Origin of the sequence: Geminicoccus harenae (assembly GCF_019800005.1) — a bacterium.
Lineage (GTDB): Bacteria > Pseudomonadota > Alphaproteobacteria > Geminicoccales > Geminicoccaceae > Geminicoccus > Geminicoccus harenae.
This window is the reverse complement of record NZ_JABGCL010000010.1, coordinates 158,740-182,775: the sequence shown is the minus strand read 5'-3', so window position 1 is coordinate 182,775 and position 24,036 is coordinate 158,740. Positions and strand designations below refer to the sequence as shown.

The following is a 24,036-nucleotide window of genomic DNA, read 5'->3' as shown; positions in this document are numbered from 1 at the left end:
GGGGCCGTTCAGCGGATCACGTCGACCGGCTGGCCGCTTTGTGCGGATGCCACCAGCGCGTCCAGCACCGGAATGGCGTCCAGCGCCTCCTGGTGATGCTGCAGATAGGGCCGGCCGGTCAGCGTCGCCTGGATGAAATGGTCGAGCTCGTCGGCGAGGTCGCCGACGATGCGGCCGTTGATCTCCGGCCAGAGATGGGTATCGCCGCCGCTGGTCCCATCCTGCCCCACCACGTAGAAACCCTGGTCGCTCGTATCGACATAGGCGGCGGACCTGGTGCCCACGACCTCCATGGCCGAGCGGAAGCCGTTCATCAGGCCGTCCGGCCAGGCCCAGCTATAGTCGATGCTGCCGATCGCCCCGTTCTCGAAGTTGACCACGGCATAGAGGACGTCCTCGTTGCCGGTGCCGAGCATCTCGCATTTCTGGGCATAGACGCGGGTGATCCTGGAGCGCGCCAGCCACTGCATCGCGTCCACGTCGTGCACGCCCATGTAGAACAGGATCGAGCTGGCGGCACCCAGGCGCTGGGCGGTGGCGCGGGTGCTGTTGCGCTTGGCGCGCAGATGGATCGGCGTGCCGAGCCGCTCGGGTCCCGAGGCCTGGAAGAGCTGCACGTAGCGCGGGTCGAAGCGCAGGATGTGCCCGACCATCAGGCGCACCCCCGCCGCTTCCACGGCCGCCACGATCCGCTTCGCCGCCGCCGCGTCGTGGGCCAGCGGCTTTTCCAGGAGGATCGCCTTGCCCGCCCTGGCGGCCGCAACCGCGGCGGCCTCGTGCTGCCGGTCGGGCAGGCAGATGCTGACCGCATCCAGGTCGGGCAGCGCCAGCAGCTCGTGGAAATCGGAGAAGCAGCGTGCCCCGGTCCGTGACCCCACCGTGCGCAGGGCCTGCGGGTCGCGATCGCAGATGCCGACCAGCCTGGCCGACGGGTGCGTGGCGTGGATGGCGGCATGGCGCGCGCCGAAGAAGCCCAGGCCGATCACGCCGACCCTGAGAACGGCGCTCATCGCACCCCCTCCGGCATCGCCCAGCCTCGGAAGTCGTCGATGAAGGCGGCGAGCTCACCGGCGGAAGCGTCGAAGAAGGCGCTGCCCGCCTCAGGCGTGGCGAGCGCCGGGTCGCCCAGCGTGCCGGTGGGCGAGAGGTCGGCGAAGTCGTGATAGGTGCGCACTGGCGAACCACCCAGCAGATCGGTCGTGAGGTAGCGCGAGCCCGGGTCCGGATAGGTGGTGGAGGCCTCCTCCATCCGCACCAGCTCCGGGCGCAGGTGCAGCATCATCGCGGTCTCGAACTCGCAGGCATGGCCCATTCCCCCCGGCCTGGAGCGACGCAGGCGGGCGATCGCGTCGCGCGCGAGCAGGAAGTAGGTGAGTGCCGCGATCCGGGCCCGGCCATGATGGCGGTGGCCGAGCGTAGCGGCCAGCACGTCGATCACGCCGCCATTGCCGCCATGGCCGTTGACGATCAGCACCCGCCTGAAGCCGTGCGCCACCATCGAGCCCACCACGTCCTCGGCCAGTGCCATCAGCGTCTCGGCGCGCAGCGTGATGCTGCCGGCAAAGCCCATGTGATGGGCGGAGAAACCGTACCAGGGCGGTGGCAGCACCACGACCGACCCGCTCGAGCGCTCCGCGGCAGCCAGTGCCAAGCCGTGCGCCAGGATCGTATCGGTGCCGAGCGGCATGTGCCGGCCGTGCTGCTCGACCGAGCCCAGCGGCAGCACCAGGACGGACGCGTCGCGGTCGAGGGCCGCCACGTCCGGCGCTGTCAGTTCCTCCAAGCGCATCTCGCCTCCTGCCCGGATGCCGGCACCCATCCCGGCACCGTCGACCGACGGGACATGACAAATGCGGTTGTCACTGGTCGGGATTGGTCGGTAGGGTTTCGTCGGGTAGCTCCGATGTCAACGACCAATTGGTCGCCGGCGCCGGGACAGGGTGCTGGCCGGGAGGTAAGAACGATGAAGCGCAGGACAGTGCTCGCCGCCGCCACGCTGCTCGCCGGCAGCTTCATGGCCGCCCAGCCGGGCCAGGCCCAGGACGTCACCCTGGAATTCGTGGTCTGGAACTATTCGCTGGAAACCATCCAGGACAATATCCGGCAGTTCGAGGCGGAAAATCCCGGCATCAAGGTCAACCTGACCGACTATACCTGGCCGGACTACCAGGACAGCCTGATCCTGCGCATCCGCGGCAACACGCCGACCGACGTGGTCTATGGCGGTCAGGATTGGTTGCCGGCCTGGGGCTCGGCCGGCTTCATCGCACCCCTGGAAGACGTGGCGCCCAAGGAGGAGATCGAGGCGCTGGCGGCCGACGTCGCCGGCTTTGCCCGCACCGACGTCACCTATGACGGCAAGATCTACGGCCTGCCCTACTACGCCGACACGATCTCGTTCATCTACAACAAGAAGATCCTGGCGGATGCCGGCATCGCCGTCCCGACCACCTGGGAGGAGGTCACGGCCGCGGCCGAGAAGCTGAAGGCGGGCGGCATGGATAAGCCGATCGTCTACGAGTACAACCAGGAGCTGCCGAACTTCTACGATGCCTTCGTGGCGCAGGCCTATGGCCGCGGTGCCGAGCTGTTCGACGCGGAGCTGAACCCGCTGTTCGCCGACCCGGGGAACGGTGCGTACCAGCAGCTCGCCTGGCTGGCGGATGCCTGGTCCAAGGGCCTGGTGCAGGCCGAGACCCACGAATCCAAGATCATCCCGGCGATGAATACGGGGCAGCATGCCTTCACGATCGTCTATACCTACGTGCTGGCGGCGCTGAACAACGTGGCCGACCAGCCGCGCGCCGGCGAGTTCGCCCTGGCCCCGATGCCGGGTGCCACCCATTCCACGCTGGGCTTCGCCAAGTCCTACGTGATCACCCGGCAGGCGGCGGACGATCCGGAGCGCGCGGTGGCCGCCTGGAAGCTCGTCAACTTCATGGCCGGCAAGCCCTACACGGTCGCCAAGCGCTGGGCGGTGGAAAAGGGCCTGGGCTTCGGCCAGCTGCCTTTGTTCCAGGACCAGGACGTGATCGAGGCCTGGGGCAAGTGGGCGGACGTGAAGGAGCTGGGTGCTCAGGCGGAGCGGGCGCGTGCCGGCACCTATACCGAGTTCAGCTCGGTCTGGTCGGCCTATTTCCGCCCGCTGCTCGCCAAGGCGATGGTCGGCGAGGCCAGCGTCGAGCAGACCATGAAGGACGGGGCGGAGCGCTGGAACCAGCTCAAGGAGCAGTTCGCCAGCCGCTGACCAGCCTCCCGTCCCCATGTGGGAGATCCGCCGCTATCCGGCCCTCTGGCTGCTCCCGGCCCTGCTGCCGGTGGCGCTGATGACGCTCTACCCGGTGGCATATGCGCTGTGGACCAGCCTGCATTCGGTGATGTTGCTGTTCCCGGGCGAGCCGTTCGTCGGCCTCGACAACTATCTGCGGGTCATCCAGAGCAACTACTTCCAGGACGCGCTGACCAACTCGCTGGTCTTCACGGCGGCGGCAGCGCCCCTGGTGGTGGTGCTGGGCACGCTGATCGCCCTGTTCCTGCGCCGCCGCTTCTTCGGCGTGCAGGTGGTGCGCTCGATCGTGCTGCTGCCCTGGGTGCTGCCGGGTGCGATCAGTGCCGTCCTGTGGATCTGGGTGTTCCACCCGAGCTTCGGCGTGCTGAACGGGCTCCTGCGCGACCTCCATCTGATCGAGGGCTCGATCGGCTGGCTCACCTCGCCGCGCCTGGCCTTCGTCTCGGTGGTGGTCGCCCATGTCTGGACGCAGATCCCGTTCACCGTGGTGCTGGTGATGGCGGCGCTCGCCGCGATCAACCCGGAAACGCTGGAAGCTGCCGCCATCGACTGCAAGAGCTCGTGGCGGCGCTTCTGGTACGTGATCTTTCCCGAGATCAAGGCGATGATCGTGGTGCTGATCGTCTACAACGCACTCACCGCGTTCACGAGCTACGACCTAGTCTATGCCATGACCGGCGGCGGGCCGGGCACGGCCACGACGCTGCTGTCCTTCCAGATCTGGCGGGAAAGCTTCTCCATGTATGATTTCGGTGCCGGCTCCGCGGTGGCCTTCATCGTGGTGCTGATCTCGGCCGTGCTGATCCTGGCGATCACCCGCGCCCTGCCGTCCGACCTGTTCGGGAGCGAGTGACGATGGCGGGCCGGGCGAACCCCTGGACGACCGGGCTGTTCGCGGCCCTGATCCTGCTGTTCACCGGCGGGCCGGTCCTTCTGTCCCTGCTCGGCAGCCTGATTCCCGACCGGGTGCTGCTCGACCAGGGCAAGAGCCTGTTCGCCGAGGGGCTGAACTTCGACGGCTACCGCTACGTGTTCACCGGCGAGCTGCCGCAGGCCTATCAGGCGGAGAACGCCAACCGGGCGATGATCTCGGATGCCGCCCGGCAGGTGCCGGCGAGCCTGGTCAACAGCGGGATCATCGCGCTCTCCGCGATGGTCCTGAACATCCTCCTGGGTGCGCCCGCCGCCTTTCTGTTCGCCCGCTACCTGTTCCCGGGCAAGAAACTGTCCTTCCTGTTCCTGATCCTGAGCCCGCTCGTGCCGGCCGTGGCACTGGTCACGCCCATCTACATCATGCTCCAGTCCATGGGCCTGCTCGGCACCCGCACCGGCATCATCCTGGTGCACACGGCCAGGGCGCTGCCATTCACCGTGCTGATCCTGTCCGTGTTCTTCCGCAAGATGCCGGCCGAGCTGTTCGAGGCCGCCACGCTGGACCATTGCAGCCGCTTCCAGGCCTTCTGGCGGATCGCCCTGCCGCTGGCGCTGCCATCGATCGGCGCCACCGGCCTGTTCGCCTTCATGCTCTCCTATTCCGAGTACATGTTCGCGATGGTGCTCTCGGGCGACGCGGGTGCCCGGCCGGTCTCGGTGGTGATGGCGGCGCTGGCACGCAACACCGACGTGTCGTGGAGCCTGCTCAACACCGCCATCTTCATCGCGATCGTGCCCACGCTGGTGCTGGTGGTGCTGGTCTGGCGGTTCGTGGTCGAAGGGCTGCTCAGCGGCTCGGTCAAGGGATGACGTAGCGGTGGCATCGGTCGAGCTCAGGAACGTCACCAAGCGCTTTGGCGCCTTCACCGCGGTGGAGGGCGTCGACCTGTCGATCCGGGACCGCGAGCTGGTCGTGTTCGTGGGCCCCTCGGGCTGCGGCAAGTCCACCCTCCTGCGGATGATCGCCGGGCTGGAATCGATCAGCGCCGGCGAGCTCCTGATCGGCGGGCGCCCCGCCAACCAGGTGGCCGCGGCCGACCGCGGCATCGCCATGGTGTTCCAGTCCTACGCGCTCTACCCGCACATGACCGTGCGGGAGAACATGGGCTTTGCCCTGCGCATGCTGGGCACGGACCGGGGGGAGATCGAACGGCGGGTGCGGACGGCAGCGGCCACGCTCCAGCTCGAGGGCCTGCTCGACCGCCGGCCGAAGGAACTCTCGGGCGGACAGCGCCAGCGGGTCGCGATCGGCCGGGCGATCACCCGCGAGCCGGACGTGTTCCTGTTCGACGAACCGCTGTCCAACCTCGATGCCGGCCTGCGCGCGCAGATGCGGGTCGAGATCGCCCGGCTGCACCGCCAGCTCGATACCACCATGATCTACGTCACCCACGACCAGGTCGAGGCGATGACGCTGGCCGAGCGGATCGTGGTGCTCAACGGCGGCCGGATCGAGCAGCAGGGCGCACCGCTGGAACTCTACGAGCGTCCCGCCAACCGCTTCGTCGCGGGCTTCCTGGGCCAGCCGCGCATGAACTTCGTGCCGCTGGATGGCACTGGGGGCCAAGTGGCGCCGTGGCTGGAACTCCTGGCGCCGCCAAGGCAGGCCGCGACGCTGGGTGTGCGGCCGGACGGGTTCGAGATTCACGCTTCGCCGACTGAAGGTGCGGTGCCGGCGGAGGTCGTGCTGGTCGAGCAGTTGGGCAATGTCAGCCTGGTCCACCTGCGCATTGAGGGCCTGACCGACCTCCTGACCGTCGAGCAGCGGGACAAGTCCGACCTCCGGCCCGGCGACAGCGTGCAGCTTCGCCCGCAGCCACGCCGGAGCCATGTCTTCGACGGCTCGGGCGCGCGCATCGACTGGCCGTGACGCAAGGTCAGGGCGTGATGACATGGCGGATGGTCTGGCCCGAGGCCAAGAGGTCGAAGCCTTCGTTGATGTCGGCGAGGCGGCCCCGGCTGGTCAGCAGGCGGTCGACCGGCAGGCGGCCGGCCCGATAGAGCGAAACGAACCGTGGGATGTCGCGGCTGGGGATGCAGCTGCCGACATAGCTGCCGCGCAGCGTGCGCTCCTCGGCGACCAGGCGCACGGGGTTGAGCGGGAAGCGGGCGGCCGGGTTGGCGAGGCCGGCCGTGGTGGTGACGCCGCCGCGGCGCGTGAGGTCGAAGGCCAATTCCAGGGCCCTGGCCGAGCCCGCCATCTCGAGTGCGTGGTCGACGCCGCCGCCGGTGGCAGCGCGCACCGCATCGACGACACCGGGATCGCCGGCATTGAAGGTGTCGGTGGCACCGAGGTCACGGGCGAGCGCCAGCTTGTCCTGGGCGAGGTCGACCGCAATCACCTGCGCCGCACCCGCGGCCAGGGCACCCAGCACGGCGCTGAGCCCGACCCCGCCGAGACCCACCACCGCCACGGTCTCGCCTGCCCGGATCCGCGCGGTATTAGCGACGGCACCGACGCCGGTCAGCACCGCGCAGCCGAACAGGGCGGCGATCTCCAGGGGCAGTTCGCGGTCGACCTTGACCAGCGAGCGGCGCGACACGACCGCATGCTCGGCAAAGGCGGACACGCCGATATGGTGGTGGACCGGCTGGCCGCCCAGGGACAGGCGCCGCTCGCCGGACAGGAGGCTGCCCTGGCCGTTGCTGGCGTTGCCCGGCTCGCATAGGGCCGGGCGACCCTCGCTGCAGCAGGTGCAGTGCCCGCAGGACGGCACGAACACCATGATCACGTGATCGCCCGGCACCAGGTCGTCGACCCCGGCGCCGCATCGCTCCACCACGCCCGACGCCTCGTGCCCCAGCACCATCGGCACGGGCCGGGGCCGGTCGCCGTTGATCACCGACAGGTCGGAGTGACAGAGGCCCGCGGCACCGATCCGCACCAGCACCTCGCCAAGCCCAGGCGGCGCCAGCTCGACCGTCTCGATCGCAAGCGGGCGCGAGGCCGCGAACGGAGGGGCCTTGGGTGCCTCGTGCAGGACTGCTGCGCGGATCTTCACTGCGGCTCCTCCCATGGTCCGGACCGGCGGGAGATCACCGCCGGGAGGGTGGCCGCGTCAATGGCGGAATAGGCCAGGCGAGCCGATGCCCCGGGGCATCGGCTCGCGGCACTCCGGCAGGCGGACGTCAGGCGGCGCGGCTGCGCTGGCCGTTGCCGCCCGGCCATTGCCACCGCTGATGCGCCGGCGGCTCGGCCGGCATCGCGGCGTCGTCGCCGGGCAGGGCCGAGACATCCTCGGATTCGAGGCTCGTGCCGAGCGTCAGGTTGACGAGATCGGTCATGGTGAACCGGCCGGCATGGCGGGAGGGCAGGGTCGGCGTCCAGCGCGGGTCCTGGGCCAGGAACGAGGCCCGGTCGGCCAGGAGCAGCGCCACGAAGGTCCGGGCGACGATCTCGGCTCCCACGCCGGCGAGCCGCTGGCCACCAGCCCGCTGCTCCGCCTCGCGCAGAATGTAGAACCACAACGGTGCCGGGCCGTGTCCGCCCTGGACGCCCTGCCAGAGCTCGGCGTCACTCAGGGCAGGCTGGCAGAGATAGGCGGCGACGTCCTGGCCGGACGGCAGGCGCAGGTCCAGGCCGCGCTGCAGGTTGCGGGTCGCCAGCGAGCGGAACGCGTCCGGCGTGCCGGGCGGCACGACCCCGTCCGGCAGGCGCAGCAGCACGGTCGAGATCCGCGTGTCCAGGAACTTGCTGGGCTGGGCATCCGGCCCGAAGAAGGCCTGCCAGTCGATGCGCAGCTCGGGCGGCACCGGCCGCCCGCCGCGCAGGTCGGTCACCGCCTCCTGGGCGGACGGATCGTCCGGGAACAGGGCGGCTGCCCGGTCGGGGCCCAGCAGGTAGCCCGGGCGCACCTGGCTGTGGCCCAGCCGGTAGGCGGCGACGCTGAACTCCACCGGCATGAACGGCTCGCCCGGGTAGAGGAAGGCCGGATCCGCCAGGGCCCGCCCGACCTGATGGGTACCCACGGTGCGGGCCAGGAACTCGTGCAGCACGATCCACTGGTAATGCCAGCGGACCAGCTTCTGCGCCGCCTCGAACCGCTCCCGGCCACCGAGTGCCGGGTCGGTATGGTCGTCCAGCACCTTGTTGTGGAACTTCAGGAACAGGAGGTGGAGCTGGGAGACGATGACGTTCTCGTCGTTGCGCGGGTCACCGATGATCGCGGTGCCCTGGCGGTTGCGCGGCAGGTCGCCTTCGTCCTCCGAGACGAGCAGGTGGAACGGCTTGGCGCGGTCGTAGAGGAAGGGCTGCACGGCCGGGCCCAGCCCATAGACCGAATCCAGCTCCAGCGCCGGCGTGCGGAAATTGTGGGTGGCGTTCACGTCGACCTGCTGCTCCAGGATGGAGGTGGCATCCAGCGTCAGGTCGTGGTCGATGAACTGGCCGAGAAAGGTGTAGCCGGCCTTGATCCGGGGATTGTTCTGCGAGGTGTCGGTGGGTGGCGGGTTGCCGCCATCCATGGCGCCGCCCGCCCGGCCGAGCTCGGCAGGGCCGGGCGCGAAGTCGCGCAACGAGCGCAGTTCCGGGAACATCCGGCCGAACCGGCCGGTGGAGGCGAAGCGACCACGCGGCGCATCAAGGCCGCGATCGGCAAAACCGTGCATGTCCGTTTCCTCGTTGCGATGATCGGGGAACTGCCGCAGGCCCTGTCCCGGCCGGCATGCATGCCGGCCGCTGCTGGGAAAGGAGGGGCAGGATCGCGACGAGACTATCCGGACAGCGGGAAAATACCTGCGATGTCGTTCCGGCGGCCGCGGGGGAAACGGCCGGGCGGGTGATCCTGCCCCACGCCCCGGAACTTATCCCGGATCGGACGAATGCTCGGTGATCTGCGTCACCTCGAGGGAGCGGGCGCTTCCTCCAGCACCTCACCCAGTGCCGAGACCAGTTGATCCGCGTTGTCGTTCGAGAAGGCCAGTGGCGGCCGGATCTTCAGGACATTGCCGTGCCGGCCGGCAGCGCCGATCAGGATCTGCTTGCGATGCAGCCCGTTGATCACCCGCGTCGCGAGCTCCGGGGCCGGCTGGCGGGTGAGCGGGTCGCGCACGAACTCGACCCCGACATACAGCCCGGCGCCGCGCACGTCGCCGATCTCCGGATGGCCGTTGCCGGCAAGCCCCCGCAGGCCGTCGCGCAGGTGGCGGCCGACCGCGGCCGCGTTCTCGACGAGCTGCTCGTCCCGGATCACGTCGAGCACGGCCAGCCCCGCCGCCGCGGCCACCGGGTTGCCGCCGAACGTGTTGAAGTAGCCGACACTCCTGGTGAAGGCTTCCAGCAGCTCGCTGCGCGACACGACCCCGCCCATCGGGAAGCCGTTGCCCATGGGCTTGCCCATGGTGACGATGTCCGGGAGGACGCCATGGCGCATGAAGCCCCACATCGCGTCCCCGGTCCGCCCGAAGCCCGGCTGGACCTCATCCGCGATGAACAGGCCGCCCGCCCGGTGCACCGCCTCGATCGCCGGCTTCAGGAAGCCCACAGGATCGGCATAGATGCCGTCGCTGGAGAAGATCGTGTCGGCCAGGAAGGCGGCAAAGCCGAAGCCGGACTCTTCCAGGCTGTCGATCGCCTCCTGCAACTCGGCGGCGAAGCGCTGGCCCAGATCGTCGGCGGGCGCATGATAGACGTCCGGGGCCCGCACCACCCGGACATGCGGCGGCAGGGGCTTGCCGGGCATCGAGGAGGGCGAGACCTCGGTCACCGCCAGCGTGTTGCCGTGATAGGCGTTGTCGGTGACCACGATGCCGCGCTTGCCGGTGGCCGCGGCGGCGATGCGCAGGGCCAGGTCGTTGCTCTCGCTGCCGGTGCAGGTGAAGGTCACCTTGTCCAGCCCGGCCGGGTAGGTGGCGAGCAGCCGTTCGGCATAAGTGTGGATGACGTCGTAGAGATAGCGGGTGTGGGTGTTGAGCGTCGCCGCTTGGCTGGCGATCGCCTCCACCACGCGCGGGTGGCAGTGCCCGACCGAGGGGACGTTGTTGTAGACGTCCAGGTAGCGGCGCCCGTCCGCCGTGGTCATCCACACGCCTTCCGCCGACACGACATGCATCGGCTCCTGGTAGAACAGGACCGAGGTCGGGCCGAAGGTCTGCTGCCGGCGCTGGACCAGTTCCGCGGTGGCAGGCGGCAGCCCGCCCACCTGCCGCGCGTCGAAGGCGTTGAGCGTCAGGATCTGCTGGCTCTCGGGAAGGGTCTCGGCGTCCGGCACGGGGTCTTCTCCGGCGATGTCAGGCGTGTTCGGTGAGGAAGCGTTCGGCCATGGCCACCGTGCCCTCGGTATAGGGCACGCCCATCTCCTGGGCGGTCGGGGTCTCGGCATGCGAGGCGATCCAGGCGGTCAGCAGCACCCGGCGCAGCATCAGGAAGACCGGCATCATCGCCAGATCCTCGGCACTCACCGGGGCGACGCTGCGATAGCCCTCGATCCAGGCCGCCTGCAGTGCGGGGATCGCCGGATCGTCCTCGAAGAAGCTGACCGCGGCGGCGAAGTCGTACATGAACCAGGAAAAGCCGCAGTCGTCGAAGTCGATGATGCCGAGCCGGTCGCCTTCCACCAGGAGATTGGCCAGGCGCAGGTCGGCATGGATCAGCCCGAAGCGGTCCGGCCCATGACCGTAGGCGGCAAGGCGGCCGGCCAGCACGTCCGCCGTGCGCTCCAGGAGGACGCGGCCCTCGGGCGTGAGCCCCAGCCCGGCCCGCCAGTCGCCCCAGAGCGGCCGGCTGCCGAGCATCGCGTCGAAGTCCCAGGTCTTGCGCCGGAAGCTGCCCGGCCGCTGCCAGGCGCGGGTATGGCCGTGCAGGCGGGCGCTGATCGCGCCGAGCTGGCGGAACCACGGCACCGAATCGGCGGATGCCGCAGGTTCCTGGCCGCTCATGAACTCGAAGGCGGCGACATGGCGGCGGTCGGTACCCTCGCCGAACGAGCCCAGCAGCCGGCCATCGGTGGTCGGCAGCGGCCTGGGCGTGGCGACCGCGTCGTCGGCGCGCAGGGCGCCGATCCAGGCCAGCTCGGAGAGGATCTCCTCCTCGGTATGGTAGGCCGGGCGGTGCACGCGGAAGACGATCGGCGCGTCGCCCGGAGGCTCGACCAGGAAGGTGGCGTTCTCGGAGATGGTCAGCAGGCGCAGCTTCGTGTCGCCCGGCAGGCCCCAGCCAGGCAGTGCCGTGCGCAGGCCGTTCTCGAGCCGTCCCAGGAACGCAACGTCGTACATGAACCCCTCACGAGCGATAGTGGCAGATACAACGATTCTTGTGCCAGTTTCAACAACAGGGCCTACCGGCCCCGGACGGTTGCGCCCGCGGTCGCCGCGGGTCTAGCCTCTCCCATTGGGGCAGGCAGCAGGGCAGGCAGGCAAGAAATGAGCCGCGCGTTCGTGAAGGAGCCGGACGGCGACAGCGCCATCGACGAGCTGCCGGACCGGCCGATCAGCCCGAACCGCAACCTGATCACGCCATGGGGCCACCAGCGCATCCAGGCGATCCTCGCCGAGTGGCGACGCAAGGAGGCCGCCACTCCTGCGGATGACCGGGCGGCCCAGGCCCGGATCGGCCGGGAGCTGCGCTACTGGCAGGCACGGGTGGCCAGCGCCGAGGTGACCCCGCCGCCGGCAGGACCTGAGGAGGTCCGCTTCGGCTGCCGGGTGACGCTGGCGCGCGCGGACGGCAGCCGGCAGACGCTGGGGCTGGTGGGCGAGGACGAGACCCGGCCGGAAGACGGCCTGATCGCCTGGACGGCGCCGTTGGCCCAGGCGCTGATCGGGCTGGAGGAGGGCGAGACCGTCCGGTTCGGCGACGCGGAGCTGGAGATCCTGGCGATCGAGCCGCTCACAGCGGGCTGAGGCTCAGCGCTCGTTGCGACGCATCGGCATCGCGTCGATCAGGCCGAACAGCTCCCCCTGCCGTGCCGGCCGGTTCGCCTGCCACTTCACCCCGCCATCCTTGCCCACCAGCAGTGCGGTGAAGCCGGCATCGGCAGGCAGGTCGAACGCGGCCAGCAGCGGGGCTGCCTGATCGTCCGCGGGTGCCTGGCCATGGACCGGCTCGATCCGCCGACCGTCGATCACGGCGAAGATCACGAGGTCGCGCTCGTCGAGCTGATCCCGGACGGGCAGGAGCTCGTCGCGCTGGGCCTGGAGCTGCGGGTCGCCGGACCTGGCGAACAGCACCAGCACCCGGTTCTGCCAGCGATAGCTGTCCAAGGGCTCCATGGCGGCGGCTCCGGTGGCGAGCGTGGCGACGAGCAGCGACACGAGCACCGCAAGACTTCGGGTCACTTGCATCCTAGCATCCCGATCAGGAAGGCCGGCCCTGGAGCGCTGGCTCCCCGGGCACTACGCAGGGCCGGCCGGGCCGGATCACGCATGGAAAGGCGGCAGATGGACTTCCAGACCGCGGTCAGAACCTGCTTCCACAAGTTCGCCACCATCCAGGGACGCGCGGCCCGCGCCGAATATTGGTACTTCTTCCTGTTCTACCTGATCGCGATCTTCGCGGCCGGCGTGCTGGACGCCGTCCTGTTCCGCCACAGCGTGAACGGTCCGCTCAGCACGCTCGTCTGGCTGGTCCTGCTGCTGCCCTGGCTGGCGGTGGCGGTGCGCCGCCTGCACGACCGGGACCGCAGCGGCTGGTGGCTGCTGCTCCATTTCGTGCCGGTGGTGGGCCAGATCGTGCTGCTCGTCTGGTTCTGCCTGCCCGGCACGCCCGGGCCGAACCGGTTCGGCCCGCCGCCGGCCTGACCGGCGCTCAGCCGCGCGCCAAGGCGCCGTCCAGGAGCGGCGTGGGGTGGTCCGGCAGGTACTGGCGCGACAGCTCGATCAGGCCGCCGAAGCGCCGCTCCTTCTTGGCGGCGTGATTGTGCGCGATGTCGGCCAGGCGGTGGCGCAGGAACGGGTTGGCGAAGCGCTCCATGACCGTCCGCCGGTAGGCCACGGCCTGCTCGCCCAAGCCCATGGCCACGAACACCGGCAGCACCTCCTCGTCATAGACCCGGTCGAGGCTGGCCACCATGTCGGCGTCCTGCAGGATCTGCAGCACGATCTCGTCCGGGTCGCGCCGGTCCAGCAGCCAGCGCTCGGCCAGCCAAGTATGGCCGAGGTTCAGGATGAACAGCTTGAGCCGAGCATAGCGCTCCAGATCCTCGGTCACCACCACGTCGGGATGTTCCAGCGGCACGAATAGGCCGGGTGCCTGGCGGATCGCCCAGAGCGCATAGGGCTCCGCCACGGCACCCACCGGCTCGATCGGCTCGCTGACGATCCGGTCGACCAGGCTGTCGGCGAACACCACCTCGCCCTCCAGCCAGCGCAGGAAAGCGGCCGAAGCCCCCCACTCCCTGGCGAGCCCGGTGACGATGCCGCGCAGCGCCTTGCCGTTGTCGGTGATCAGCTCCAGCGGGAAGATCGACAGCGGCGCGCCGCCCGCCTCGTGCCGCGCCTGGAGCAGCCGGACCAGCTTGCCGGGAAAGGAGCGCGGCACCGGCGTGGCACCATCGTCCTCTGGATGCAGCTCGTAGCCGCGGTCGGCCGTGTTGCTGAGCCAAGCCCGCACCTGCGGGTCCACAGCGTCGGCCCGCACTTCCTCCCACTGGGTGACCGCGTCCAGTGCCTTGACGACGCTGGTCACCTGCACCTGCCGGTCGACCGTCTCGCCATCCACCAGGCCGCGGATATGGACCGGGAAGCCGGCCCCGTAGGCCAGGGCTGCCGCGCGTTTGGCCGCTTCCGGCGTGCCGCTGGTGGTGACCGCCACCACCGGCCCGGCTGCCTTGCCGGCGGCCAGCGCCTCGTCGAGCATCAGGTCGGCATGGGCCTGGAGCAGCCGTCCGGTCCCGAACTGCAGGATGGCAGGGTGCATGGCTTCCTCTCGTCCCTTCGGCTTCGGCCCTATGTCCGGTGCCCGGACCCTAGGGGCCATCGCGCGGCACAGCCAGACCCTGCCTCGCGACAAGGCGGGGCAGCCATGCCGGAACCGGCGGTTTCACACCCCGTTTGCCTGGGACATGACCGGCATCGACCGGCCGAACGCAGAAGGAGTGAGGCGATGGACGATCTTCCGGTGAGCCATGCGCACAAACACGGCGAGCTCACGCCGATGCAGCGGGGCGCCTATCTGCTGGGCGGGCTGGTCCTGGCCGCCGCCGGTGCCAGGCCGCGTCCGAACCCGCTGTTGAGCGTGGCAGCACTCGGTGCCGGCGCCTATCTGGCCTGGCGCGGTGCGGAAGGCTCCTGCCCGCTCAAGGCGATGATCGACGAGGAGCGGGCCGGCTCGCGGCCCATGATCGAGCCGGGGTGAGATCAGGCGGATCGAGCCGCGATCATCAGGAAGCCAGGCCGGTGGCGGCGTGATGGTGCCGTCGCCCGCCCGGAGCCGCAGCCGGGCGGGCGAGCGGCGGTCAGACCCGCGAGCGCCGGCCTGCGATCATGCCGTAGATGGCCAGGACGATGATGGCGCCGACGATCGCACCGATGAAGCCCGCCCCTTCGCCGGCCCGGTACCAGCCGATCGCCTGGCCGAGATAGGTGGCGACGAAGGCACCGACGATGCCCAGGATCGTCGTGAGGATGAAGCCGCTCGGCTCCTTGTCGCCCGGCATGATCCACTTGGCGATGAGTCCGGCGACGAAGCCGATGATGATGGTCCAGATGATGCCCATGACAGCCCAATCCCGGTGCGTGGTTCTGGTGGTTCGACGTGCGCTAGGTGCGCAGTGCCTTCCATAAAACTACACAAGCCGCCGACGTTCCGGCCTTCCGTCGCGGCGGCGACTCTTTCTGGGGAAGCAGGGCTGTTCCTGCCGCGGCGGTGCTGTTGCACGTTCCGCCGGCAGCACGCCGTCCGGCTGCCCCGAACACAGGCAATGCGCCTCTTCCGGACGCTTCTGGCTGCCGCCATGGTGCGGCGGCACGCGGCTTGCTGTCGGGCAGGTCGATCCTTGGGAAAGGCTTCACCATGGCGATCCACGTCGCCCTGCACCATCGGACCAGCTACCGCTATGCTCGGCGCGTCGTACTGGGGCCGCAGATCGTGCGCCTGCGGCCGGCCCCGCACACGCGCGGCCGCATCCTGAGCTACTCACTGAAGGTCCAGCCCGAGGAACACTTCATCAACTGGCAGCAGGACCCGTTCGGCAACTGGCAGGCGCGCTTCGTCTTCCCCGAGAAGACCGACCACTTCGTCGTCGAGGTCGACCTCGTCGCCGAGATGGCCGTGTTCAACCCGTTCGAGTTCTTCGTCGAGGACACGGCCGCGCAGTGGCCGTTCGCTTATGCCAACGACCTGAAGAAGGAACTCCTGCCCTATCTCGAGGTGGAGGCGCCGGGGCCGCTGCTCTCCGCCTTCCTCGCCGGGATTTCGCGCGAGATGACCAACACGGTCGACTTCATCGTCGACCTGAACCGGCGGCTGCAGCAGGCGATCGGCTACGTGGTCCGCATGGAGCCCGGCATCCAGACCACCGAGGAAACACTGGGCAAGTGCAGCGGCTCCTGCCGCGACAGCGCCTGGCTGCTGGTCCAGATCATGCGGCAGCTCGGCATCGCCGCCCGCTTCGTGTCCGGCTACCTGATCCAGCTCACCCCCGACGTGAAGCCGCTGGAAGGACCGTCGGGCACGGAGGTGGACTTCACCGACCTCCATGCCTGGTGCGAGGTGTTCATCCCGGGTGCTGGCTGGATCGGCCTGGACCCGACCTCCGGCCTCTTGGCCGGCGAGGGCCACATCCCGCTGGCCGCCACCGCCGCGCCGCAGAGCGCAGCACCCATCAGCGGCGGCGTCGAGCCGGCCGAGGTCGATTTCGGCTTCGAGATGAAGGTGACCCGGATCCGCGAGACGCCGCGGGTCACCAGGCCCTACACGGACGAGCAGTGGCAGGCGATTTTGGCCGAGGGCCACGAGGTCGACCGGCGCCTCGCCAAGGGCGACGTCCGGCTCACCACCGGCGGAGAGCCGACCTTCGTGTCGATCGACGACATGGAAGGTGCGGAGTGGAACACGGCGGCCGTCGGCCCCATCAAGCGGCGCCTGGCCGAGAACCTGATCCGCCGGCTGCGCGACCGGTTCGCCCCGGGCGGGCTGCTCCATTTCGGCCAGGGCAAGTGGTACCCGGGCGAGCAGTTGCCGCGCTGGGCGCTCAGCCTCTACTGGCGCAAGGACGGCGAACTGCTCTGGCACGACCCGGAGCTGATCGCCGAGGCCGGGACGGAGGGCAGTGCCGGTGCTGCCGATGCCAAGCGGTTCATCCACCGCTTATGCGCGAAGCTGGGGCTGGAGGAGGACTATGCGCTTGCGGCCTACGAGGATCCGGCTGTCCATCTCCTGAAGGAGGCGCAGCTCCCGCCCAATGTCGACGTGCTCGACAGCAGGCTGAAGGATCCGGAGGAGCGGGCGCGGATGGCCCGGGTGTTCGACCGCGGGCTCGACACGCCGGTGGGCTACGTCCTGCCGCTCCAGCCCTGGAACAGCCGCCATTTCGGCCGCTGGGCCAGCGAGCGCTGGTCGCTGCGCCGGGACCGGATGTTCCTGATCCCGGGCGATTCGCCGCTGGGCCTGCGCCTGCCGCTCCAGTCGCTGCCCTGGCTCCCCGAGGCCGACTATCCCTACTACATCCCGGCCGACCCGTTCGCCGCCCATGCCGCGCTGCCAGCCGCCGACCCCCGGATGCAGGAGCGCCGGCCGGCCTCGGAGCGGCCGGTGGCTGCCACCCGTCAGCCGGTGCGCACCGCGCTCGCCGTCGAGCCGCGCGGAGGCACGCTGCACGTCTTCATGCCGCCCACCCCTTCCGCGGTGGAATATGTCGAACTGGTGGCGGCCCTGGAGGCGACTGCCCGGGAGATCGGCCAGCCGATCGTGATGGAAGGCTATACGCCGGCGGACGACCCCAGGATCGGCGTGCTCAAGGTGACGCCGGACCCGGGCGTGATCGAGGTGAACGTCCACCCGGCCGCATCCTGGCCGGAGGCGGTGGCGATCACCGAGGGCGTCTACGAGGAGGCCCACCAGAGCCGGCTCGGTACCGACAAGTTCATGATCGACGGCCGCCATACCGGGACGGGCGGCGGCAACCACATCGTGGTGGGCGGCGCCACGCCCTCCGACAGCCCATTCCTGCGCCGGCCGGACCTGCTCGCCAGCCTGATCGGCTGCTGGCAGAACCATCCTTCCCTGTCCTTCCTGTTCAGCGGCCTGTTCATCGGCCCGACCAGCCAGGCGCCGCGCATCGACGAGGCGCGCAACGACCAGCTCTACGAGATGGAGATCGCCCTCGCCCAGGTTCCCCTGCCCGGCCAGGGGGAGGTGCCGCCCTGGCTGGTGGACCGGATCTTCCGCAACCTGCTGATCGACGTCACCGGCAACACCCATCGGGCCGAGATCTGCATCGACAAGCTCTATTCGCCGGACGGGCCGACCGGCCGGCTGGGCCTGGTGGAGTTCCGGGCCTTCGAGATGCCGCCGCATCCCCACATGAGCCTGGCCCAGCAACTCCTCCTGCGCGCCCTGATCTGCCGGTTCTGGGAAAAGCCCTGGCAGGGCCGGCTGGTGCGCTTCGGCACCTCGCTGCACGACCGGTTCATGCTGCCGGCCTTCCTGTGGCAGGACTTTACCGACGTCCTGCGCGATTTGCGCCAGCACGGCTTCGACCTGAAGGACGAGTGGTTCGCGCCGCATCTGGAGTTCCGCTTCCCGGTCTGCGGCGAGGCCGAGTTCGAGGGCGTGCAGTTCGAGCTGCGTCAGGCGCTGGAGCCCTGGCACGTCATGGGCGAGGAAGGGGCGGTCGGCGGCACGGTGCGCTATGTCGACAGCTCGCTGGAGCGCCTGCAGGTCCGCGTCCAGGGCATCACGCCCGGCCGGCACCTGGTCACCTGCAACCGGATCGCCCTGCCGCTGGCACCCACCGGCACGCATGGCGAGCAGGTGGCCGGCGTGCGCTTCCGGGCCTGGCAGCCGGCCGCCAGCCTCCACCCCACGATCGGCGTGCACGCGCCGCTGGTGTTCGACCTCTACGACCAGTGGGCCGGCAGGTCGCTGGGCGGCTGCACCTATCATGTCGCCCATCCGGGCGGGCGCAACTACGAGACCTTCCCGATCAATTCCTACGAGGCCGAGGCGCGCCGGCTCGCCCGCTTCGAGCGGACCGGGCACAGCCAGGGCCCGTTCCGGCCGGGGCCGCCGTCGCCCGACCCGGAGTTCCCGCTCACCCTCGACCTGCGCCGCCACTGAGGAAGGGTTCATGGCCACCATCCGGCAAACCCGCGAGCAGGACCTGGCGGCCTGCCAGGCGATCTATGCCCATTGGGTCGAGACCGGCACCGGCAGCTTCGAGCTGGAGGCGCCCGGTCTCGACGAGATCCGCCGCCGCCACGCCGAGGTGACCGGCCGTGGCATGCCCTGGCTGGTGGCGGTCGACGCGGCGGGAACCGTGCTGGGCTATGCCTATGCCAACTGGTTCCGGCCGCGTCCGGCCTACCGCTATGCGGCCGAGACCTCGATCTATGTCGCGCCGGACTGCCAGGGCAGCGGGGTCGGCCGGGCGCTGCTGGCGGAGCTCCTCCGGCAATGCGAGACGGCCGGCCTGCGGCAGGCGCTGGCGGTGATCGGCGATTCCGCCAATGCCGGCTCGATCAGGGTCCATCGCGCCCTCGGGTTCGAGATGGTCGGCACCATGGCTGCGGTAGGCTGGAAGTTCGGCCGCTGGCTGGACGTGGTGATCATGCAGAAGCCGCTGGGCAGCGGGGCAGACACCGGGCCCGACTGACACTAGGCTGGGCCTTCCGGACTGCAGGTCCAGCGTTAGTAACGTCCAGGGGGCGACGGTGGTTCCCGCGTGAGCGCAGAGCAAGAGCCAGCAATGGAATTGATCGCCGCCACCCTGCCGCCTGCGGCCGAGGGTACCGGCCATGGTCGGCTGTTCGACGGCTATGCGCCCAGGCCCGGCACGTTCGACGAGTTCATGGATGCCGGGGGCCGGGTCAGGCCGGCTTGGCAGTGCCTGGCCAGCCAGCTCGGCGCCATGCGACCGGGCGAGCTCGAGGCGGCCAGGGCCAGTGCGGTGCGGCTGGTGCGCGAGGACGGTGCCGCCTTCAACGTCTATGCCGACCCGGACGACCGTGCCTTCGCCTGGCGGCTGCACACATTGCCCCTGCTGCTGGCCGAGAGCGAGTGGCACCGCATCGAGGCGGCGGTGTGCCAGCGCGCCCGGGTGGTGGCGCGGATCCTGTCCGATCTCTATGGCCCGCGGGACCTGATGCGCCAGGGCCGCATCCCGGCCGACCTGATCCTGGGCGGGGAGCGCTTCATCCATGCAGTGGCCGGCCACCCGGCCATGCCGGAGCGGCCGCTGACCAGCTATGCGGTGGATCTGGCCCGCGATGCCGATGGCAACTGGGTCGTGCTGGCCGACCAGACCGAGGCGCCCTCCGGCATGGGCTACGCCCTGGCCAACCGGCTGGCCATGACCCATGGCTTCACCGACCTGTTCCGCCGCTGCGAGACCCAGCGCCTGGTCGGCTACTTCCAGGGCCTGCGCGACGACCTGGTCGCGGCCGCCGGCCGGGAGGACGGGCGGATCGTGATGCTGGCGCCGGAGCCTGACCATCCCGCCTATTTCGGCCATGCCTATCTCGCCCGCTACCTGGGCTACACCCTGGCCCAGACCGCCGACCTGACGGTGCGCGACGAGCGGCTCTACCTCAAGACGCTGGACGGGCTGCAGCGGGTCGACCTGGTGCTGCGCCAGATCGACGGGTTCGCCTGCGACCCCCTGGAAGTGCCGGGCACCCAGGGCCTGGGCGTAGCCGGCCTCGTCCGGGTGATCCAGGCAGGCGGCGTGCAGTTGCGCAACCTGCCCGGCACCGGGGTGGTGCAGAACCGGGTGCTGGCCCCGTTCATGGCGGCACTCACCCGCCATCTCACGGGCGACGAGCCGCTGATCCCGGATGCGCCGGCACTCTGGCTGGGCGATCCTGCCGCCCGCGCCAAGCTGTTCGCCGAGCCGGAGCGCTGGCGGGTCGAGCTCGCCACGGCGCGCAACGATCCGGGCGAGGCGGCGACGACCATCGACCCTTCCCGGCTCCAGCCTCGGCAGGCGCAGGAGTTGCGCCACCGGCTGGAGCGTCACGGCTACCGCTACATGGCCCTGGCACCGGTGCCGCTCGCCACCTTCCCGGCCTTCGTCACGCAGGACGGCAAGACGCTGGTGCGGCCGGCCCATGGTGCCCTGCGCGTCTATGCCAGCCTCGGCGCCGACGGCGACTGGCGGGTGATGCCGGGCGCGCTGCTGCGCTATGCCGGGGCCAGCGAGACGGTCGGCCTGCCGAACGGTCATGGCGCCGGCGACCTGTGGGTGCTCACCGACCAGGCGGAGGTCGTCCAGGGCAGCATCCTGCAGCCCAGCCTGAGCGTCGTCCATCTGCGCCGGAGCGGCCGCGACCTCCTGAGCCGCACTGCCGACAATCTGTTCTGGCTCGGCCGCTATGCCGAGCGGTCGGAATCGCTGATCCGCGTGCTGCGCGCCGTTCTGGCCCACCGCATCGATGACACGAAGCGGGGCGTGAGCCCGGCCGTGCTGGGCCGGCTCCTCCACCTCCAGGACCAGCGCGGCCGCGTACCGCGCTTCGATGCCCCGGTGGTGCCGGGCGATGAGGGGATCGACGCGGCGCTGGCTGCCCTGATCTTCGACCAAGCACGCCTGCACGGGCTGCGGCAGACGCTGGGTGAGGTCCAACGCACCGCGACGCTGGTGCGCGACCAGATCAGCCACGACGCCTGGCGGCTCCTTGCAGCACTGCATGGCGACCCCGCCTGGCGCACCCGCCCCGCACGGCTGATCGGGTGGCAGACTGCGGAGCTGCTCGATGTCGGCCTGCGCCAGCTCACCGCGTTCGCCGGCACCGAGGCGGAGAACATGACCCGCAACTATGCCTGGCGGTTCATCGAGATGGGCCGGCGCATCGAGCGGGCGTCCAATCTGGTCGACCTGCTGCGCGGCCTGGTGGTGGGCAACGACGCGATCGGCGCCGACGGCATCCTGCCCCTCCTGCTCGAGCTGGGCGACAGCTCGATGACCTATCGCTCGCGCTACCTGACCCGCCCGCTGCTCCTGCCGGTGCTGGACCTCCTGCTGCTGGACGAGACCAACCCCCGCTCGGTCGCGTGGCAGCTCCACCGGGTCGCCGACCATGTCGAGCGCCTGCCCCATGCCGAGGAGGCGGCCCATCGCGGGCCGGACCGGCGCCTGGCCCTGCGCATGGCGAGCCTCGTGCAGATCACCGAGATCGAGGCGCTGGCGAAGGGCGAGCAGCCGCTGCCGGGGCTGGACCGGCTCCTGGAGGAGCTGGAGCACGGCCTGCCCGGCCTGTCCGACCTGATAGGGCGGGCCTACTTCGCCCATACTGAGCGGATCGTCACCACCTCCGCGCGCAGCCGGAGCCGGGTGCCATGATCCTCCAGGTCAGCCACCGCACGATCTACCGATACGGCCTGCCGGTCTCGATCGCCCACCATGTCCTGCACCTCTCGCCGCGCCTGACCTACCGCCAGGACGTGCGCCGCTTCCATCTGGAGATCCGGCCCGTTCCCACGGTGATGCGCGACACGCTCGACTTCTTCGGCAACGCCATGAGCGTGGTGACGCTGGAACAGGAGCACGACAGCTTCACCGTGCTGGCGCGCAGCGAGGTCGAGGTCTGGGCCAGGCAGGGGCTCGACCCGGAGCGCAGCCTGCCGGTGGGCTCGCTCGGCGGGCAAGAAGCCCTGCCCGACCTGGCCGATGCGCTGGACGTGCGGCAGTTCCGCTTCGAGTCGCCGGCGGTGCGCTGCCCGGACGAGCTGCATGCCTGGTCGGCCCCAATGCTGGCGCCGGAGCGGCCGGTGCTGGCCGCCGCGATCGAGCTCGGCCACCGGATCAACCGGGACTTCGCCTACGATTCCAGTGCCACCGCGGTCGGCACCTCGGTCGCGGAGTGCTTCGCGCTGCGGCGCGGGGTCTGCCAGGACTTCGCCCACCTGATGCTGGCGGCCCTGCGCGCCCATGGCGTGCCGGCCCGCTATGTCAGCGGCTACCTCCTGACCCGCCCACCGCCCGGCAAGCCGCGCCTGGTCGGCGCGGATGCGTCCCATGCCTGGGTCCAGGTCTGGGCGCCGCCGTTCGGCTGGGTCGACCTCGACCCCACCAACGACGTGATCCCGGGCGAGGAGCACGTGACGGTGGCGTTCGGCCGCGACTTCACCGATGTCAGCCCGGTGAACGGGGTCATCTTCGGCGGCGGCGCCCATACGGTGGAGGTCGAGGTCGACGTGGCCCCGCAGCCCGGTCAGCCGACCACGGCCTCCGCCTCGATCTCCACGTCGTAGTCGCCGACCAGCCGGCCGACCTCCAGCAGCGTGTTGGCCGGACGGATCTCGCCGAAATAGCGGCCATGCACCCGCGAGACCGCTTCCCACTGCTCGGCGTCGCGCAGGTAGACGCGGGTGCGGACCACGTCGGCCATGCTGCCGCCCAGCGAGCGGATCGAGGCCGCGATCTTGTCCAGGATGTAGACGGTCTGCGCCGCCGGATCGCCCTGACCGATCATCTCGCCGCTGCCATGGGTGGCGGTGGTGCCCGAAACCAGGATGCGGTCGCCGATCCGCACCGCGCGGGCATAGCCGCAGATCGGCTCCCAGACGCTGCCGCTGTCGATGCGCAGGCGGCCGGGCCGGCCATCCACCGGCACGGCTTGGTAGACCGGCGGCAGGCTGTCCAGGTGGTGCGACAGGTCGCCGGACGCGGTCAAAAAGGGCGGGCGGCGATATTCGTCGCCGCAGTCGCCCGGGATCGGCCGGCTGCCGGCCAGTGCGGCGTCGATCCGTTGGAGATCGGTCTCGTCCAGGCTGAAGCCGAACAGGCGGCGGTTGTCGTTGCGATGCTCGCTCTCGCCGAGCCTCGCACCGACGATCACCGCACCCACCGCCTCCTGCTGCATCACCCAGCGGGTCGCGACGTTGCTGATCGAGACCCCGTGCCGCTTCGCCACCTCGGCGCAGGCCTGCAGGATCGCCTGCAGCACGTCCCAGCCGCCGGCCGCGTCGATGAAGCGCCGGTACTTCATCTTGCTCCAGTCGCCGATCTCGGCCGGTTCCGGCCGGCCCAGCCAGCGCTCCGACAAAAAGCCGCCGGCGAGCGTGCCATAGGCGAGCAGCCGGATGCCGTGCGCTCGGCAGAACCCGGCCATGGGGCCAGTGGCCCGGCGGTCCAGCAGGGAGACACAGACCTGGTTGGTGACGACGGGGATGCCTTCGGCGGCCAGGACGCGCAGATGGTCGGTATCGGTATTGGTCAGGCCCAGATGGAGGATGCGACCCTCCTCCTTGAGCCTCGCCAGCTCGCGCATCGCATCCAGCCAGCCCGGATGCTCGAACAGCCACCAGTGGAACTGCAGGAGGTCGATCCGCTCGGTGGCGAGGCGGCGGCAGGCCAGGTCCACCGCCCGGCGTACCACCTCCGCCGTCATCGGGCCGGGCTCGGGGCACCATTTGGTGAAGGTGGCGAGCTTGGCACCGGGCGGTGCGGCCACGCTCCCCTCGGCCAGTGCGGTACGCAGGCGGCCGGCGATGACCTCGGCGCTGCCATAGTGATCGGCCATGTCGAAGCTGTCGAAGCCGTCGGCCAGATAGGTATGCAGCGCCCGGGCCCCCTCGTCCGGGTCGATCGTCCCGGAAACGCGCTCGATGTCGGCCACCTGCCACAGCCCGGTCACCACGCGGGCGACCTCCAGGCCGGGAGCTAGTTCGATCCTCTCGACGGCGGGAAGCGGCGCTGGCATGGCTGGCTGACCTCGGC

At 70.2% G+C, this 24,036-nt stretch carries 21 protein-coding genes; 11 read left to right on the top strand and 10 right to left on the bottom strand.

Annotated features, from left to right (window positions below):
• Positions 1 to 8: 8 nt before the first annotated feature.
• Positions 9 to 1,010 (bottom strand): Gfo/Idh/MocA family protein, encoded by a 1,002-nt coding sequence (locus tag HLA95_RS11900; RefSeq protein ID WP_191059940.1) that lies wholly within the window; start codon positions 1,008 to 1,010, stop codon positions 9 to 11.
• Entirely contained in the window at positions 1,007 to 1,789 is a 783-nt protein-coding gene (locus HLA95_RS11895; RefSeq protein ID WP_191059939.1) for a creatininase family protein, read from the bottom strand. Before HLA95_RS11895 ends, HLA95_RS11900 begins: the two co-directional genes overlap by 4 nt.
• A 174-nt stretch (positions 1,790 to 1,963) precedes the next feature.
• On the opposite strand from HLA95_RS11895, the gene HLA95_RS11890 reads away from it, so the two are divergent.
• The 4 genes from HLA95_RS11890 to HLA95_RS11875 are packed head-to-tail and all read left to right on the top strand — an operon-like array spanning position 1,964 to position 6,092.
• Positions 1,964 to 3,247 (top strand): ABC transporter substrate-binding protein, encoded by a 1,284-nt coding sequence (locus tag HLA95_RS11890; protein WP_191059938.1) that lies wholly within the window; start codon positions 1,964 to 1,966, stop codon positions 3,245 to 3,247.
• A 16-nt stretch (positions 3,248 to 3,263) separates the two neighbouring features.
• Positions 3,264 to 4,142, top strand: a complete 879-nt coding sequence (locus tag HLA95_RS11885; RefSeq protein ID WP_191059937.1) for a carbohydrate ABC transporter permease — start codon at positions 3,264 to 3,266, stop codon at positions 4,140 to 4,142.
• 2 nt (positions 4,143 to 4,144) lie between these two features.
• Positions 4,145 to 5,032 (top strand): carbohydrate ABC transporter permease, encoded by an 888-nt coding sequence (locus HLA95_RS11880; RefSeq protein ID WP_191059936.1) that lies wholly within the window; start codon positions 4,145 to 4,147, stop codon positions 5,030 to 5,032.
• A 7-nt stretch (positions 5,033 to 5,039) separates the two neighbouring features.
• Positions 5,040 to 6,092, top strand: coding sequence for an ABC transporter ATP-binding protein (locus HLA95_RS11875; protein ID WP_191059935.1), 1,053 nt, complete (start codon positions 5,040 to 5,042; stop codon positions 6,090 to 6,092).
• A 7-nt stretch (positions 6,093 to 6,099) separates the two neighbouring features.
• On the opposite strand, the gene HLA95_RS11870 is transcribed toward HLA95_RS11875, so the two are convergent.
• From HLA95_RS11870 to HLA95_RS11855, 4 genes are all read right to left on the bottom strand, one after another.
• On the bottom strand, positions 6,100 to 7,224 hold the full coding sequence (locus tag HLA95_RS11870) for a zinc-dependent alcohol dehydrogenase family protein (protein WP_191059934.1): 1,125 nt from the start codon (positions 7,222 to 7,224) through the stop codon (positions 6,100 to 6,102).
• A 127-nt stretch (positions 7,225 to 7,351) separates the two neighbouring features.
• A complete protein-coding gene (locus HLA95_RS11865) occupies positions 7,352 to 8,830 on the bottom strand; it encodes a peroxidase family protein (RefSeq protein WP_222183421.1) in 1,479 nt (492 codons plus the stop codon).
• Between the two features lie 230 nt (positions 8,831 to 9,060).
• Positions 9,061 to 10,431: an aspartate aminotransferase family protein gene (locus HLA95_RS11860; RefSeq protein WP_322100128.1), complete on the bottom strand. Its 1,371-nt coding sequence runs from the start codon at positions 10,429 to 10,431 to the stop codon at positions 9,061 to 9,063.
• Positions 10,432 to 10,450: 19 nt separating this feature from the next.
• On the bottom strand, positions 10,451 to 11,434 hold the full coding sequence (locus HLA95_RS11855; protein WP_222183417.1) for a phosphotransferase enzyme family protein: 984 nt from the start codon (positions 11,432 to 11,434) through the stop codon (positions 10,451 to 10,453).
• Positions 11,435 to 11,581: 147 nt separating this feature from the next.
• Between HLA95_RS11855 and HLA95_RS11850 the strand changes: the two genes are divergently transcribed.
• Entirely contained in the window at positions 11,582 to 12,061 is a 480-nt protein-coding gene (locus tag HLA95_RS11850; protein ID WP_222183416.1) for a GreA/GreB family elongation factor, read from the top strand.
• A gap of 3 nt (positions 12,062 to 12,064) precedes the next feature.
• Here HLA95_RS11850 and HLA95_RS11845 read toward each other — a convergent pair whose 3' ends face one another.
• Positions 12,065 to 12,502 (bottom strand): DUF4174 domain-containing protein, encoded by a 438-nt coding sequence (locus HLA95_RS11845; protein ID WP_191061657.1) that lies wholly within the window; start codon positions 12,500 to 12,502, stop codon positions 12,065 to 12,067.
• Between the two features lie 96 nt (positions 12,503 to 12,598).
• On the opposite strand from HLA95_RS11845, the gene HLA95_RS11840 reads away from it, so the two are divergent.
• On the top strand, positions 12,599 to 12,958 hold the full coding sequence (locus HLA95_RS11840) for a DUF805 domain-containing protein (RefSeq protein ID WP_191061658.1): 360 nt from the start codon (positions 12,599 to 12,601) through the stop codon (positions 12,956 to 12,958).
• Between the two features lie 7 nt (positions 12,959 to 12,965).
• Here HLA95_RS11840 and HLA95_RS11835 read toward each other — a convergent pair whose 3' ends face one another.
• Positions 12,966 to 14,075, bottom strand: a complete 1,110-nt coding sequence (locus HLA95_RS11835) for a mannitol dehydrogenase family protein (RefSeq protein ID WP_191061659.1) — start codon at positions 14,073 to 14,075, stop codon at positions 12,966 to 12,968.
• A gap of 186 nt (positions 14,076 to 14,261) precedes the next feature.
• On the opposite strand from HLA95_RS11835, the gene HLA95_RS11830 reads away from it, so the two are divergent.
• Positions 14,262 to 14,513, top strand: a complete 252-nt coding sequence (locus tag HLA95_RS11830) for a DUF2892 domain-containing protein (RefSeq protein WP_191061660.1) — start codon at positions 14,262 to 14,264, stop codon at positions 14,511 to 14,513.
• A gap of 100 nt (positions 14,514 to 14,613) precedes the next feature.
• Here the strand turns inward: HLA95_RS11830 and HLA95_RS11825 are convergent, their stop codons facing one another.
• Positions 14,614 to 14,874 (bottom strand): GlsB/YeaQ/YmgE family stress response membrane protein, encoded by a 261-nt coding sequence (locus tag HLA95_RS11825; RefSeq protein WP_191061866.1) that lies wholly within the window; start codon positions 14,872 to 14,874, stop codon positions 14,614 to 14,616.
• Between the two features lie 296 nt (positions 14,875 to 15,170).
• Between HLA95_RS11825 and HLA95_RS11820 the strand changes: the two genes are divergently transcribed.
• From HLA95_RS11820 to HLA95_RS11805, 4 genes are all read left to right on the top strand, one after another.
• Complete coding sequence (locus HLA95_RS11820) at positions 15,171 to 18,437, top strand: transglutaminase family protein (protein ID WP_222183415.1); 3,267 nt, start codon at positions 15,171 to 15,173, stop codon at positions 18,435 to 18,437.
• A gap of 10 nt (positions 18,438 to 18,447) precedes the next feature.
• The gene (locus HLA95_RS11815; protein ID WP_191057669.1) at positions 18,448 to 18,972 is read left to right on the top strand and encodes a GNAT family N-acetyltransferase; all 525 of its coding nucleotides are present in this window, start codon (positions 18,448 to 18,450) and stop codon (positions 18,970 to 18,972) included.
• A 93-nt stretch (positions 18,973 to 19,065) separates the two neighbouring features.
• The gene (locus HLA95_RS11810; RefSeq protein ID WP_191057668.1) at positions 19,066 to 21,657 is read left to right on the top strand and encodes a circularly permuted type 2 ATP-grasp protein; all 2,592 of its coding nucleotides are present in this window, start codon (positions 19,066 to 19,068) and stop codon (positions 21,655 to 21,657) included.
• Positions 21,654 to 22,568: a transglutaminase family protein gene (locus HLA95_RS11805; protein ID WP_191057667.1), complete on the top strand. Its 915-nt coding sequence runs from the start codon at positions 21,654 to 21,656 to the stop codon at positions 22,566 to 22,568. Before HLA95_RS11810 ends, HLA95_RS11805 begins: the two co-directional genes overlap by 4 nt.
• On the opposite strand, the gene HLA95_RS11800 is transcribed toward HLA95_RS11805, so the two are convergent.
• Positions 22,529 to 24,019, bottom strand: a complete 1,491-nt coding sequence (locus HLA95_RS11800; protein WP_191057666.1) for an aldo/keto reductase — start codon at positions 24,017 to 24,019, stop codon at positions 22,529 to 22,531. The two genes, HLA95_RS11805 and HLA95_RS11800, sit on opposite strands and share 40 nt — an antisense overlap.
• Between the last annotated feature and the right edge of the window lie 17 nt (positions 24,020 to 24,036).

Bases quoted from the DNA above. Each gene is read 5' to 3' on its own strand.
- HLA95_RS11880 (WP_191059936.1), top strand. From the start codon at position 4,145: ATGGCGGGCCGGGCGAACCCCTGGACGACCGGGCTGTTCGCGGCCCTG.
- HLA95_RS11890 (WP_191059938.1), top strand. From the start codon at position 1,964: ATGAAGCGCAGGACAGTGCTCGCCGCCGCCACGCTGCTCGCCGGCAGC.
- HLA95_RS11815 (WP_191057669.1), top strand. From the start codon at position 18,448: ATGGCCACCATCCGGCAAACCCGCGAGCAGGACCTGGCGGCCTGCCAG.
- HLA95_RS11850 (WP_222183416.1), top strand. From the start codon at position 11,582: ATGAGCCGCGCGTTCGTGAAGGAGCCGGACGGCGACAGCGCCATCGAC.
- HLA95_RS11845 (WP_191061657.1), bottom strand. From the start codon at position 12,502: ATGCAAGTGACCCGAAGTCTTGCGGTGCTCGTGTCGCTGCTCGTCGCC.
- HLA95_RS11800 (WP_191057666.1), bottom strand. From the start codon at position 24,019: ATGCCAGCGCCGCTTCCCGCCGTCGAGAGGATCGAACTAGCTCCCGGC.
- HLA95_RS11830 (WP_191061660.1), top strand. From the start codon at position 14,262: ATGGACGATCTTCCGGTGAGCCATGCGCACAAACACGGCGAGCTCACG.
- HLA95_RS11900 (WP_191059940.1), bottom strand. From the start codon at position 1,010: ATGAGCGCCGTTCTCAGGGTCGGCGTGATCGGCCTGGGCTTCTTCGGC.
- HLA95_RS11840 (WP_191061658.1), top strand. From the start codon at position 12,599: ATGGACTTCCAGACCGCGGTCAGAACCTGCTTCCACAAGTTCGCCACC.
- HLA95_RS11895 (WP_191059939.1), bottom strand. From the start codon at position 1,789: ATGCGCTTGGAGGAACTGACAGCGCCGGACGTGGCGGCCCTCGACCGC.
- HLA95_RS11820 (WP_222183415.1), top strand. From the start codon at position 15,171: ATGGCGATCCACGTCGCCCTGCACCATCGGACCAGCTACCGCTATGCT.
- HLA95_RS11835 (WP_191061659.1), bottom strand. From the start codon at position 14,075: ATGCACCCTGCCATCCTGCAGTTCGGGACCGGACGGCTGCTCCAGGCC.
- HLA95_RS11855 (WP_222183417.1), bottom strand. From the start codon at position 11,434: ATGTACGACGTTGCGTTCCTGGGACGGCTCGAGAACGGCCTGCGCACG.
- HLA95_RS11885 (WP_191059937.1), top strand. From the start codon at position 3,264: ATGTGGGAGATCCGCCGCTATCCGGCCCTCTGGCTGCTCCCGGCCCTG.
- HLA95_RS11865 (WP_222183421.1), bottom strand. From the start codon at position 8,830: ATGCACGGTTTTGCCGATCGCGGCCTTGATGCGCCGCGTGGTCGCTTC.
- HLA95_RS11805 (WP_191057667.1), top strand. From the start codon at position 21,654: ATGATCCTCCAGGTCAGCCACCGCACGATCTACCGATACGGCCTGCCG.
- HLA95_RS11825 (WP_191061866.1), bottom strand. From the start codon at position 14,874: ATGGGCATCATCTGGACCATCATCATCGGCTTCGTCGCCGGACTCATC.
- HLA95_RS11810 (WP_191057668.1), top strand. From the start codon at position 19,066: ATGGAATTGATCGCCGCCACCCTGCCGCCTGCGGCCGAGGGTACCGGC.